A 13,814-nucleotide genomic window follows, 5' to 3' on the forward strand; every position below is an offset into this window, starting at 1 on the left:
GATCTGCAAGCATTCTGTCAAGAACAAATGGACCCCTGATGCACGACCTGCCCGCACCAAAAAGTGTCGAAGCCTTTCATCACCGCCTGCGCGAAATTTCCGATACGCTTCCGAAGCGAATGAAACAGTGCGCGGAGTATCTTGCGGCGCATTCTGACCGGATCGCGCTGGGGACTGTGGCCGAAATGGCAGCGGGCGCACAGGTGCAGCCATCCGCGATGATGCGGTTTTGCCAGATCATGGGCTTTTCCGGCTATTCCGAAATGCAGAAACTATTCCGCGAGTCGGTGGCCCAGGGGTTTCCTGATTATGCCAGCCGCCTTGCAGCGTTGCGCGAACGTGGTGCCGGCAGCCCTTCGGCTTTGCTGGCCGAGTTTGTGGATGCGGGTCGTATGTCATTGGAAAATTTGGCAAATACCGTGGATTCCCGTGTTTTGGACCAAGCGGTGGCAAAACTGGTTCAGGCCGAGACGATACATGTCATTGGCTTGCGGCGCGCATTTCCCGTGGCGTCTTATCTGGCTTATGTCTTTGAAAAGATGGAAATCCCGGCGATGCTGCATGACAGCGTCGGTAACCTGAACCATGTACATGCCGTTCGGCCGGGTGATGCGCTGATCGCCATTTCCTTTGCGCCCTATTCCGAAGATACGGTGGCGCTGGCGCGTGAAAGCGTTACGCGCAAAGTTCCGGTTGTTGCGATTACGGATACCGGACTAAGCCCCCTTCAGATGCAGGGCGTATTGTCCTTGTCAGTGGCCGAAGTCGATTTTGGCGCGTTCCGCGCGCTATCTGCTACCTTGTCGCTGGCCGTTGCATTGGCTGTCTCCGTTGGTGCGGGAAGGTGTTCCTGATTTTGGAACTCAGCTATTGATTTTTATCGTTATGGAATGTTTATTCCATTCGTGGTGCTTTGCGGACTTTTACCATTCGAAGCCCGCGCAGAAAACGAGCCTCGGCTCGCATGAATTTGGGAGGATCTCATGAAGAAATTGCTGACAGCCGTAGCTGCCGCCGCGATTTGCGCGACCGGCTTTGTGGCGCCGGTAGCCGCCGAAGGTGAAAAGATTATTTTAATCAGCCACGCACCAGACAGCGACAGCTGGTGGAATACGATCAAGAACGCGATTGCGCTTGCGGGCGAGCAGATGGGTGCGGATGTCGAGTATCGCAATCCGCCAACGGGCGATCTGGCCGATATGGCGCGGATTGTCGAACAGGCTACGGCCACCGATCCGCATGGAATCATTGTGACTATCGCCGATTTTGATGTTCTGGAAGGACCGATCAAAGACGCAGTGGATCAGGGTATTCCGGTCATCACGATCAACTCGGGCACGCAGGAGCAATCCAAGGAACTTGGCGCGTTGTTGCATGTAGGTCAGCCAGAATATGATGCCGGTTTCGGTGCGGGCGAAAAGGCCAAGGCCGCCGGGGCGACCTCGTTTCTGTGTGTAAACCACTATATCACCAATCCGGCCTCGGTCGAACGGTGTCAGGGATTTGCGGATGCGATTGGGGCCGATCTGTCCGCCTCGATGATCGATAGCGGGCAGGACCCTTCCGAGATTCAGAACAAGGTATCCGCATATCTGTCAGCTAATCCCGATACGGGCGCCATCCTGACGCTTGGCCCGACCTCGGCCCACCCGACGCTGCGTGCGCTGGATGAAAACGGTCTGGCGGGTGAGATTTTCTTTGGCACCTTCGATCTGTCGGGTGAGATCGCCGAGGCAATCAAGGGCGGGACGATCAGTTTCGCAATTGATCAGCAGCCATATCTGCAGGGGTACTTGCCGGTTGTGATCCTGACCAACCTTGCGCGCTACGGCGTGGTTCCCGGAAACTCGATCAACTCAGGCCCGGGCTTCGTGACCAAGGACAACATCGCGCTGGTCGAGGAATTCGCAGGCGAATACCGCTGATCGACCGGGGGGCGGCTCGCCCCCCGTAACCATCCACCTTCCTGCAAGTATAAGTGAGGGGCCATGACGGACGAGCGTATCAAGCAGGTCTCAGCGCTGAGGCGTGCCATGATCCGGCCAGAGCTGGGGGCCATCGCTGGCGCAATTCTTGTGTTTGTCTTTTTCCTGATGATCGCAGGCGACAGCGGCATGTTCGCGCCCGAGGGCATCCAGAACTGGACCGTTGTTTCGGCCCAGTTCGCGATCATCGCGGTGGGTGCCTGTCTGCTGATGATCGCGGGCGAGTTTGACCTGTCCGTCGGCTCGATGATCGGTTTTGCCGGGATCGTCATCGCCATTCTTTCGGTGCAGTTGGGCTGGCCGGTCTGGCTGGCCATCATTGCGGCTTTTATCGTCTGTGTTGCACTGGGCTGGGTCAATGGAATGCTGGTGATCAAGACCGGGTTGCCCAGCTTTATCGTGACGCTGGCCTTTCTTTACATTCTGCGCGGCCTGACGATTTGGCTGGCGATCCTGTCCACACGCAAGACCATCATCGGCGGCGTCAAAGATGTGGCCGAAGGCGACCCTTTGGCGTGGCTGTTCGGCGGTGTCGTGTTCAAACCTGTGTTCCAGTGGCTTGCTGATATCGGGCTGCTGGAAACCTTTACCCGGGGCAAACGTGAAGGACAGCCGGTGGTCGACGGGGTGCCGATGCTGGTCATCTGGGCCATCGTGCTGATCATTGTTGGTCACGTCATCCTGACCAGGACAAAGTTCGGCAACTGGATTTACGCAGCCGGTGGCGATGCACAAGCCGCACGATATGTCGGCGTACCGGTGAACCGCGTCAAAGTGCTGATGTTCATGTTCACTGCCTTTTGCGCCTGCGTTTTTGCCACTTGTCAGGTAATGGAGTTCGGCTCGGCCGCCGCGGACCGTGGCGTGTTAAAGGAATTCGAAGCGATCATTTGTGTGGTGATCGGCGGCGCGTTGCTGACCGGCGGCTACGGTTCGGTGATCGGCGCAGCGCTGGGCGCGTTGATCTTTGGTGTGGTCCAGCAGGGCCTGTTCTTTTCGGGCGCGGAAAGTTCGTTGTTCAGGGTATTTCTGGGCACGATCCTGATTCTGGCTGTGATCCTGAACACCTATATTCGCCGTATGATCACGGGAGAACGCTGAGATGACGCAGGACACCACGTTCCACCATGGCGACCCTTCGGGTGCGGCGCCAATCGTTGAAATGAAGAATATCGAAAAACACTTTGGTGCGGTGATTGCATTGGCCGGGGTAAGTTTCGATATCCGCCCCGGTGAGTGTCATTGCTTGCTGGGTGACAACGGTGCGGGCAAATCGACCTTCATCAAGACTATGGCCGGGGTGCACAAACCCACCAGAGGTGAGATATTTTTCGAAGGCAAGCCAATGTCCTTCGAAAGCCCCAGGGATTCGATGGAAGCCGGCATCGCCACAGTCTATCAGGACCTCGCCATGATCCCGCTGATGAGCGTGACGCGCAATTTCTGGATGGGCAGAGAACCGGAAAAGAAGGTCGGGCCGTTGCGCTTTATCGACTTCGACAAGGCGAACTCGGTCACGATGGAAGAGATGAAGAGGATGGGGATCAATCTGCGTTCACCGGATCAGGCAGTTGGCACGTTGTCGGGTGGTGAGCGTCAGACCGTGGCCATCGCGCGCGCGGTGCATTTCGGGGCCAAGGTCCTGATTCTGGATGAGCCTACTTCGGCATTGGGTGTGCGGCAGACTGCGAATGTTCTGGCCACGATCGACAGGGTCCGCAAAAAAGGAATTGGCGTAGTCTTCATCACGCATAACGTTCGGCATGCGATGGCGGTGGGTGATCGCTTCACGGTGCTGAACCGGGGCCAGACGCTGGGCACGGCTGTACGCGGTGAGATCACACCGGACCAGTTGCAGGACATGATGGCTGGTGGTCAGGAACTGGCCCAACTCGAAGGCAGCCTTGGGGGCACCGTATGACAAAGACGCTTGATGTCATCACCATTGGACGCTCGTCGGTTGACCTTTATGGGGCGCAGGTGGGTGGCCGGTTGGAGGATATGACTTCCTTCAACAAATATATAGGCGGATCGCCAACCAATATGGCGGCAGGCACCGCGCGGCTGGGGTTGAAATCCGCGCTTATCACCCGTGTCGGGAATGAGCATATGGGCCGTTTCCTCCGCGAGGAACTGGCGCGCGAGGGCGTTGATGTGCGCGGGATCAAAACCGATCCTGACCGGCTGACTGCGCTGGTGTTGCTGGGTATTCGCGATCAGGAGCAGTTTCCCCTGATATTCTATCGCGAGAACTGCGCCGACATGGCTTTGAGCGAGGATGACATCGACCCGGCCTTCATCGCCGAAGCGCGTGCGGTTGTGGCGACCGGCACGCATCTGAGCCATCCGCAGGTCGAAGGCGCAACACTGAAGGCGCTGAAACTGGCACGCGAAAATGGGGCTCAGACAGCACTGGATATCGACTATCGCCCGAACCTGTGGGGCGTGGCCGGGCATGGGGATGGCGAAAGCCGGTATGTGGAAAGCGCCAAGGTCACAGCAAAGCTGCAATCGACCCTGCACCTGTTCGATCTGATCGTGGGGACCGAAGAAGAGTTCCATATCGCAGGCGGCACCACTGACACCATGGCGGCCCTGCGTGCGGTGCGGGCCGTTTCAGATGCCGTGTTGATCTGCAAACGGGGGCCAATGGGCGCCTCAGCCTTTGTGGGCGACATTCCCGCCACATTGGACGAAGGGCAGAGCGGCCCGGGCTTTCCCATTGATGTATTCAACGTTCTGGGTGCCGGTGACGGTTTCATGTCCGGTCTGCTCAAAGGCTGGCTGGATGGGGAGGATTGGCCAACTGCTCTGGGATACGCCAATGCCTGCGGCGCCTTTGCCGTCAGCCGCCATGGTTGCACCCCAGCCTATCCCAGCTGGGAAGAGCTTCAGTTTTTCCTGACCCGCGGCGTCAGGGAAAAGGCGCTGCGGAAAGATGCCGAACTGGAACAGTTGCATTGGTCCACGAACCGCAAAGGCAACTGGTCCACAATGCGTGTTTTTGCATTTGATCACCGCATCCAATTTGAAGAGATGGAGGGCGCAACGCCCAAAAAGATTGGTGCGTTCAAATCGCTCTGTCTTGAGGCTGCGACGCGGGTAGCTGGTGGTCGGCCGGGTTACGGCCTGCTATGCGACTCGCGTCTGGGACGAGACGCCCTGTACAAGGCCGCCGGGCAGGGGCTGTGGATCGGCCATCCCGTGGAACTGCCCGCCTCGCGCCCATTGCAGGCCGAGCCCGGGATCGGGCCGGATTTCGGAGGGCTGGGCGAATGGCCGTCCGAACATGTGGTGAAATGCCTGTGCTTTTATCACCCCGATGACAGCGACGAGATGAAGGCCCGGCAGGAAGATGTCGTGAAGCGCTTGTTCACGGCAGCCCGGCGTAACCGTCTGGAATTTCTGCTCGAAGTCATTCCGTCCAAGGTGGGGGCCGTGCGACCTGAAACCACACCCGCGATCATCCAGCGGTTCTATGATATTGGTGTCTATCCGGATTGGTGGAAGCTGGAGCCGCTCAGGACCGATGGGGAGTGGGCAGCTGTGGTTGAGGCCGTTCAGCGCAATGATACCCATACGAGAGGGATCGTTGTTCTGGGGCTGGACGCCCCGGCGGATGAACTGGCGGCCTCGTTCGCGCAGGCGGCCAAATTCGATCTGGTCCGGGGGTTTGCCGTGGGGCGCACCATTTTTGGTGATGCCGCACGCGCCTGGATGAAGGGTGAGCTTGGCGACTCTGATGCCGTTGCACAGATGGCGGCGAGATATGAAAACCTTTGCGCGATCTGGGATCAGGTGCGCGCGCAAGCAAAGGAACAGGCAGCATGAGCACGATCCGGCTGACTGCGGCACAGGCAATGGTGCGCTATCTTTCAGCGCAGAAAAACGAAGACGGTGCGCCATTTATTGCTGGTGTCTGGGCGATTTTCGGACATGGCAATGTCGCCGGTCTGGGCGAGGCGCTGTATGCGGAACGTGACACTCTTCAGACCTATCGCGGACACAACGAACAGACCATGGCCCACGCTGCGATTGCCTATGCCAAGCAATCCGGTCGGCGGCGGGCAATGGCAGTGACGTCCTCGATTGGTCCGGGGGCCACCAACATGGTAACCGCTGCGGCGCTGGCGCATGTCAACCGATTGCCGGTGTTACTGATCCCCGGCGATGTATTTGCCGGTCGCGGCCCCGACCCTGTATTGCAGCAGATTGAGGATTTTGGTGACGGAACCGTCAGCGCCAACGATTGCTTCCGCCCGGTCAGCCGATATTTCGACCGCATCACCCGGCCCGAACAGTTGCTCACCGCGCTGCCGCGTGCCTTTGCTACCATGAACGATCCGGCAGATTGCGGACCGGTGACACTGGCCTTTTGTCAGGATGTACAGGCCGAAGCCTATGACTGGCCCGATAGCTTTTTTGCCGAAAAAACATGGCATCAGCGACGTGTGCGCCCTGATGAGGGCGAACTGGCGCGTGTGGCGGATGCGGTGAAAGCGGCGAAGACCCCCGTGATCGTTGCAGGAGGGGGAGTGCATTATTCAGGTGCCTGCGCCGCGCTGCAAAGCTTTGCCGAAACGCATCAGATACCGGTTGTTGAAAGTCAGGCCGGCAAATCGGCACTGGCGTGGGATCATCCACTAAACCTTGGCCCTGTTGGGGTGACCGGAGCCTCCAGCGCCAATACGCTGTGCGAAAAGGCCGATCTGGTTCTGGGGGTCGGCACCCGGTTTCAGGATTTTACCACGGGGTCATGGGCGCTGTTCAGGAACCCGGACTGTAAACTGGTCAGTCTGAATGTCGCTTCCTATGACGCTGTGAAACATGGGGCAATGCCTTTACAGGCCGATGCGAGGGCAGGGCTTGAGGAACTGACGCGCGCATTGGGCAGTCACGCAGCCAGCGCGCCCGATGCGGCTCTGAAAACCGATTGGTTTGCAGCCGTTGATCCCCTGACTGAAACGCCCGGGGATGGCAATGCGCTGCCGACAGACCAACAGGTCATCGGCGCTGTGCAACGCGCCAGCGGGCCGGATACGGTGGTCATGTGTGCAGCAGGCACGATGCCGGGTGAATTGCACAAGCTCTGGAAAGCGCCGCGTCCCGGGGCGTATCACATGGAGTATGGCTATTCCTGCATGGGGTACGAGATTGCAGGAGCCATGGGCATCAAGATGGCGCAGCCGGATCGCGATGTGGTCTGCATGATCGGTGACGGTTCCTACATGATGGCGAATTCCGAGCTGGCTACTGCCTGCATGATGGATATCAAAATCACGATCGTGATTACCGACAACCGTGGTTTCGGGTGCATCAACCGGTTGCAGATGGGCACCGGCGGGGCCGAGTTCAACAATCTGCTGGACCACGCGCATCACACCAACCCATCGAATATCGACTTTGCCGCACACGCGGCCTCGATGGGTGCGGCCGCGGTGCATGTCGGGACGATTGCCGAGTTGGAGGATGCTTTGACCCGAGCCAAAACCGCGGAAGGTCCCTTTGTGATCGTCATCGATACCGATCCTTATCCCAGCACCCCCGATGGCGGTTTTTGGTGGGACGTGGCGGTGCCCGAAGTCAGTGACCGTGATGAGGTGAAGGAAGCGCGTCTTGGGTACGAAGCAGCCTTGCGCGCGCGCCTGAATTAGGCGCGTCACCTCTGCCGGTCGCGCGTTTTCGAAATAATCAGAAGATGGACACAGCCATGATCCTTTACGGCACCAATCCCATCGCTTGGGCGAATGATGACGATCAGTCTCTGGGCGCGCATATCCCCACCGAACAAATCCTGACCGAGGCCAGCCAGATCGGGTTCGATGGGATCGAGAATGGGCATCGCTGGCCGCAGGATGATCCCGAGGCGCTGAAACAACTGTTGGGCGGGCATGGCCTGAAGTTCATCTCGGGCTGGCACTCACTGAACCTGCTGGATCACTCGGTCGAAGAGGAAAAAGCGGCGATACAGCCCCATCTGGACAAGCTGAAACACAATGGCTGCAAGGTTTGTATCGTGTGTGAGACATCGAATTCGGTGCAGGGGCTGGATGTTCCGGTAAACGATGCACCCGTTCTGACGCCCCAGCAAATGACCTCATTCGGGGCCAAAATCGAAGAGATCGCTCAATACAGTGCCGATCAGGGGATTGATCTGGTCTATCACCATCACATGGGAACAGTGGTGGAAACGCCGGAGGAGATCGACGCGTTCATGGCGGCCACCGGCCCGGCGACAAAACTGTTGTTCGATGCGGGTCACTGCTATTTTGGCGCGAATGGGCAGGACCCCGCGCCAATCCTTCGGAAGTACAGGGATCGCGTACGCCATTTCCATGCCAAGAATGTACGCCCCGACGTTATGACCGAGGTACGTGAGAAGGGTCTGTCCTTTATGGATGGCGTTCGTGCAGGCGTCTTTACCGTTCCCGGCGATAGCGAAGGCGGCGTGGATTTCACACCGCTGCTGCGCATCCTCAAGGATCAGAACTATAACGGCTGGATCGTGATCGAAGCCGAACAGGACCCCGAGCAACGCAATCCACATCACTATCAGTCGATGGGGCTGAAATCGCTGAAACAAACGGCACGAGGAGTTGGCCTTGATGGGTGATCTGTTACGCAAACCAACGGCTGCATCGGGAAAGGTGCACGACATAACGCCCGACAGCGCCCGCGGTCCGCTGAGCCCGGACTGGAGCTATGTGGGCTTTGGTCTTTACCATCTGGAACCGGGTGAGACTGTGGCCGAACCCACAGGCAACCGCGAGGTCATTCTGGTGCTGGTCGAGGGCAAGGCAAACGTCAGCTGCGACAGTATGGATTTCGGCGATATGGGCGACCGGATGAGTGTGTTCGAAAAGACGCCACCGCATTGCGCCTATGTTCCCAACGACAACGCGTGGTCGGCCACGGCAATCACGAAATGCGTGCTGGCGGTATGCAGTGCGCCCGGCAAGGGAAACTATCCCGCATGCCGTCTCGGCCCGGAAGGCATCGAACTGACGCCGCGCGGCAAGGGGCAGAACACCCGTTATATCAACAACATTGCAATGGAAGGCCGCGATGTGGCCGACAGTTTGCTGGTGACCGAGGTGTTTACGCCTGACGGCAACTGGTCGTCCTATCCAAGCCATCGCCATGATGAGGATGATTATCCGAACATGACATACCTTGAAGAGACCTATTATCACCGCCTCAACCCGGCGCAGGGTTTCGGTATTCAAAGGGTCTATGCCGAGGACGGATCGCTGGATGAAACCATGGCGGTCAGGGATGGCGACGTCGTGCTGGTCCCACGCGGCCACCACCCTTGCGGTGCGCCTTACGGATACGAGATGTACTATCTGAACGTCATGGCCGGGCCGCTGCGAAAGTGGCGTTTTCAGAACGATCCGGATCACGACTGGATCGCGCAGCGCGACGCTGTTTGACGTATCGCGATCGTCACAATTCGAACCGCGCTATGTCTTGAAGTGCAAAGGCAGATAGTTTGAGCCTCTTGTCGCCATTTGTTGTGGAAGCGACGGCCTAGAGCTGTTGTTGGCCCTTAGGCTCGAATAGCCTGACTGTGCGGTCTCAACCGGAAATCGCGCGGCTTTTCGTCAGACGCTCGCGTAGCCGTTCGATAACGACGTACAATACCGGTACAAGCACGAGGCTAAGCACTGTAGCGACAATCATCCCGCCAAAGACAGCAGTTCCAAGGGATCTTCGTGCGGCAGATCCGGCACCGCTGGCAATGACCAGCGGCACGACGCCCAGGATGAAAGCAAACGCAGTCATCAACAATGGCCGTATCCGGATGCGTGCGGCTTCCATTGCCGACTCTTCAATCGAAAGACCCTCCTGACGTCGACGTCGGGCGAACTCGACAATCAGGATGGCGCCTTTGCTTGCCAGACCGATCAACATGACCAGTCCGATCTGGCAATAGATGTTGTTGTCGTAACCTCGAAACCATTGCGCCACCAACGCTCCGAATATCGCGAGTGGAACCGCCAACAGAACCATTAGCGGCATCACAAAGCTTTCATACTGGGCGGCAAGAAACAGAAAGGCGAATACGACAGCCAGCGTGAAAAGGATCGGCGCTACGTTCCCCGCTTTGATTTCCTGATACGCATTACCGGTCCACTCGAAAGTATACCCCCTTGGAAGCGTTTGTTTCGCCAATGCGTTCATGGCCGTGATCGCCTGACTGGAACTATGTCCCTCGCCTGCGGCGCCGCTGATACTTGTCGAACGGAATAGGTTGTAATGATTGATGGTGCGCGCGCCGATCTGGGGCTGCAACTTTACCAAAGCACTCAATGGTACCATGCTGCCCTTGTCGTTGCGCACGTACAGCCGACCAATGTCCTCTTCGGCTTGCCGGGCATCTACATCGGCTTGCAGATAGACTTTGTACACCCTGCCGTAGACGTTGAAATCGTTGACGTAGACGCCGCCCAAAAACGTTTGCAGCGCATCAAAGACATCACCAATCGAAATGCCCTCGGTCAGAGCCTTGGTGCGGTCAAGCTCGATATGCAGCTGCGGAGTGCTGGCGGAAAACGGGCTGTACAGGCCGGACAACTCAGGCCGGGCATTTCCAGACGCAACCATTTCCCGAGTCAGTTGCTCCAAGTCCTGCAGCGAGCCGCCCGTTGTGTCCTGCAATTCGAACTGGAACCCCCCGGTTGGCGACAGGCCAAAAATGGGGGGTGGATTGAAGGTGGTCAGTATTCCGCCAGGGATCTCATCGAATTGCGCCTGCGCCTTGGCAATGAGCGCAGCTACGCTTTCACCCGACCCCTTTCTCTTGTCCCAGGATTCGAGAACTGCGAACAGGTTGCCCTGATTGGGCGCTGAAGTGTTTGTTAAAATGCTGAAACCGGTGAAAGTAATGACACCTTTGACCCCTGGCAGATCATGCAGAATTTCGTAGGCCTGATCGACGACCTTTTGGGTCTGACCCAGCGCGGTACCTTCCGGCGTTTCCAGACTGATGATGAAATAGCCCTGATCTTCGTTTGGGATAAAACCCACGGGCACGACGGTAAACATGTAGACGGTTCCCGCCAGTAACGCCGCAAAGCCCAGTGCCACAGGTTGCCAGACCCGGATGAACCAGCCGACAACCGCCTCATAGCGCCGCGTAAACCATGCAAACCCGGCATCGAATTTCTGGATTATCTTGGCTTTTGGTCGTGCCCCGCCCAAAAGCAAACCACACAAGGCTGGACTGAGCGTCAGGGCGTTGATTGCTGAAATAGCAACGGCCGAGGCAATGGTCAGGGCGAATTGCTGATATAACTTGCCTGTCAGCCCGGGCATCAGGGCAACAGGTATGAAAACCGCCATCAAAACCAGCGAAGTGGCCACAATCGGGCTGGTGACTTCGTCCATCGCGCGACGTGCGGCTACTTTGGCATCCGTCTCACCGTTTTCGATATGCCTCGATACGTTCTCGACCACGACGATTGCGTCATCGACAACCAGACCAACCGCCAGCACAAGACCGAACAGCGTCAGCAGATTGATTGAAAAGCCCAAAGCGTACATCAAAGCGAAGGTGCCGATCAGACAGACCGGAATTGTTATCACCGGGATTAGCGCCGCCCGCAGGTTGGGCAGGAAGATGACAATGACAAAAACGACAAGCAGGATGGCCTGACCAAGTGTGAAGAGAACATCTCGAATGGCTTCTCGATCGAAGTTCGTTGTGTCGTAGATAACCGTATACTCAAGACCCTCAGGGAAATCCTGTGACAGTTCCGCCATGGTTTCGCGAACCTGCGATGCCAGTTGCAGGGCGTTGGCCCCCGGAAGCTGCATGACACCAAGGCCCACCGTCGGGCCGCTATCCAAGGTCGAGTTGAACGAATAGTCCTCGGCGCCCAGTTCCACCCGCGCCACGTCCTTAAGCCTGATGACAGCACTGTCACCGCCGATGCCCAGAACGATATCTTCAAACTCTTCCTTGTTTTGCAGCCTTCCTTTTGCAGTCAGCGTCAGTTGGAATTTCTGGCTGTTATGGTTCGGCGGCGCGCCCAACGAACCGGCGGCGACCTGCTGGTTTTGTTCGGTTATCGCGTCATAAACATCAGATGCGGTCAGGCCGAGGCTTGCCATCTTTTCGGGATCAAGCCAGATCCGCATTGCATAGACCCGCTCACCCCAAACCATAACCGTTCCAACACCCGGAATACGCTTGAGACGATCCGTGATGTGGATGTCCGCGTAGTTTGAGATGAAGAGTTCGTCGAATTGGCCGTTCGGCGAAATAAGGTTAACCCCCATGATCAGGTCAACCGACTCCTTTGTGACGGTCACTCCCGAGGCGACGACCTCATCCGGAAGTTGCGCCATCGCTGTGGAAACCCTGTTTTGCGTATCCACGGCTGCAATACTAAGATCGTAACCTTCCTCGAAAGTGACAGTTATGTTCGAAGTGCCGTCATTGGAGCTGGTGGACGACATGTAAACCATCCCCTGAACGCCGTTGATCTGCTCCTCAAGGGGTATGGTCACTGCCTCTTCGACAACTTCGGCGCTGCCACCGGTATACGTGGCGCTAACGACAACCGTCGGAGGCACGACTTCCGGAAACTCGCCGACGGGAAGCAGTGGTATCGAAATCAACCCGGCGATCACGATGACCAGCGCGATAACCGAGGCAAAGACGGGCCTGAAGATGAAGAACCGGCTCAGCATTCAGCCATCAGCCTTGTCCGTATCCGAACCGGCAGAAGGTTTTGTAACCTCCACAGCCATGCCTGACCGGACGCGCTGTTGCCCCTTGATGATCACCACTTCAGCGTCCTTGAGCCCTGTCATAACGATGCGGCGACCTTCGAAGTTGCGACCAACGGTTACCCGGCGCATTTCGGCCTTGTCGGTTTTGTCGACGACAAAAACAAAGAAACCGGCCTGATCCTGCGCGATCGCTTCTGAGGGTACAGTTATCTGGCCTGACTGCTCGGCAAGCTGGATGTTCACTCTGGCATATTGACCGGGGCGCAGCGTTTTGTCGGGATTGGGAAACACGGCACGCACAGCAATAGTACCGGTCGTGGGATCAATGCCCGGTTCCGAAAAATCAAGCGCACCTGCGTGCGGGTGTACGCTGCCGTCGACCAGCGTGATCGCGACCTTCAGATCTGGATTTGCCGATCTGTATTTTTCCAGTTCCAGAAATTGCGCCTCACTTGGGCTTACATAGACAAACAAGGGATCCATCTGGACCAGTTCAGTCAGGACAGTGTCATTTCCCGAAACGACGTTGCCGACATCCTGATAAACCCGTCCGATACGTCCATCGATTGGGGCGGAAACCGTCGCGTAATCAAGGTTGACCTGAGCCGAGTCCACCGCGCCTTGGCTACTGTCGAGATCGCCCTTTGCTTCGGCCGCGCTGGTGGTTTTCTCGTCCAATTTCTCCTGCGCGACTGTTCCATCACTCGCCAGAGCGGAAACCCTCTCCTTCTCTCTGTTGGCGAAGTCTAAGCTGGCCTGGCTTTTGTCTCGCTCGCCCTTGAGGCGCTTGAGTTCAGTTTCGTAAGGACGTTGGTCAATTACGAACAGGGTATCGCCTTTGACGATATCTGTACCTTCTTTAAAGGGGCGCGATTCAACGTGACCATCGACGCGAGACCGAATGGACACCGTGTTGGGCGACTCGGTTCGTCCGGTCAGCTCAAGAAAAAGAGGTACTTCTTGTGTCTTTGCCTGGGCTACGACAACCTTCGGTGCTTTGGCTTTTGTTTCATCCGACTCTTTCTCGAAGCAGCCGGAAACGAGGATCAACAGGCACACCGAAAATACATGGCGTGCGCCCCGGTTCTC

The 13,814-nt window shown here is 57.4% G+C and carries 10 protein-coding genes; 8 read left to right on the forward strand and 2 right to left on the reverse strand.

Features of this window, described 5'->3' with window-relative positions:
* Positions 1 to 38 precede the first annotated feature (38 nt).
* The 8 genes from ACR0NW_RS19190 to iolB all read left to right on the forward strand — a co-directional run bounded on the left by ACR0NW_RS19190 (position 39) and on the right by iolB (position 9,418).
* Positions 39 to 854 carry a MurR/RpiR family transcriptional regulator gene (locus ACR0NW_RS19190; RefSeq protein ID WP_480452545.1) on the forward strand — a complete coding sequence of 272 codons (816 nt, stop codon included), beginning with the start codon at positions 39 to 41 and terminating at the stop codon, positions 852 to 854.
* A gap of 129 nt (positions 855 to 983) precedes the next feature.
* Positions 984 to 1,925, forward strand: coding sequence for a sugar ABC transporter substrate-binding protein (locus ACR0NW_RS19195; protein ID WP_480452544.1), 942 nt, complete (start codon positions 984 to 986; stop codon positions 1,923 to 1,925).
* A 63-nt stretch (positions 1,926 to 1,988) separates the two neighbouring features.
* A complete protein-coding gene (locus tag ACR0NW_RS19200; protein ID WP_480452542.1) occupies positions 1,989 to 3,086 on the forward strand; it encodes an ABC transporter permease in 1,098 nt (365 codons plus the stop codon).
* Position 3,087: 1 nt separating this feature from the next.
* Positions 3,088 to 3,906, forward strand: coding sequence for an ATP-binding cassette domain-containing protein (locus ACR0NW_RS19205; protein ID WP_480452541.1), 819 nt, complete (start codon positions 3,088 to 3,090; stop codon positions 3,904 to 3,906).
* A complete protein-coding gene (locus ACR0NW_RS19210) occupies positions 3,903 to 5,816 on the forward strand; it encodes a bifunctional 5-dehydro-2-deoxygluconokinase/5-dehydro-2-deoxyphosphogluconate aldolase (protein WP_480452539.1) in 1,914 nt (637 codons plus the stop codon). The genes ACR0NW_RS19205 and ACR0NW_RS19210 overlap by 4 nt, the downstream gene beginning before the upstream one ends.
* Positions 5,813 to 7,639, forward strand: a complete 1,827-nt coding sequence (iolD, locus tag ACR0NW_RS19215) for a 3D-(3,5/4)-trihydroxycyclohexane-1,2-dione acylhydrolase (decyclizing) (protein ID WP_480452537.1) — start codon at positions 5,813 to 5,815, stop codon at positions 7,637 to 7,639. Before ACR0NW_RS19210 ends, iolD begins: the two co-directional genes overlap by 4 nt.
* A gap of 56 nt (positions 7,640 to 7,695) precedes the next feature.
* Positions 7,696 to 8,598 carry a myo-inosose-2 dehydratase gene (gene iolE, locus ACR0NW_RS19220; RefSeq protein ID WP_480452536.1) on the forward strand — a complete coding sequence of 301 codons (903 nt, stop codon included), beginning with the start codon at positions 7,696 to 7,698 and terminating at the stop codon, positions 8,596 to 8,598.
* On the forward strand, positions 8,591 to 9,418 hold the full coding sequence (gene iolB / locus ACR0NW_RS19225; RefSeq protein ID WP_480452534.1) for a 5-deoxy-glucuronate isomerase: 828 nt from the start codon (positions 8,591 to 8,593) through the stop codon (positions 9,416 to 9,418). Before iolE ends, iolB begins: the two co-directional genes overlap by 8 nt.
* Before the next feature lie 145 nt (positions 9,419 to 9,563).
* Here the strand turns inward: iolB and ACR0NW_RS19230 are convergent, their stop codons facing one another.
* Complete coding sequence (locus tag ACR0NW_RS19230; protein WP_480452533.1) at positions 9,564 to 12,683, reverse strand: efflux RND transporter permease subunit; 3,120 nt, start codon at positions 12,681 to 12,683, stop codon at positions 9,564 to 9,566.
* On the reverse strand, positions 12,684 to 13,784 hold the full coding sequence (locus ACR0NW_RS19235) for an efflux RND transporter periplasmic adaptor subunit (protein ID WP_480791893.1): 1,101 nt from the start codon (positions 13,782 to 13,784) through the stop codon (positions 12,684 to 12,686). It abuts the gene before it with no gap.
* Between the last annotated feature and the right edge of the window lie 30 nt (positions 13,785 to 13,814).

The organism is Ruegeria sp. CF5 (genome assembly GCF_056537325.1).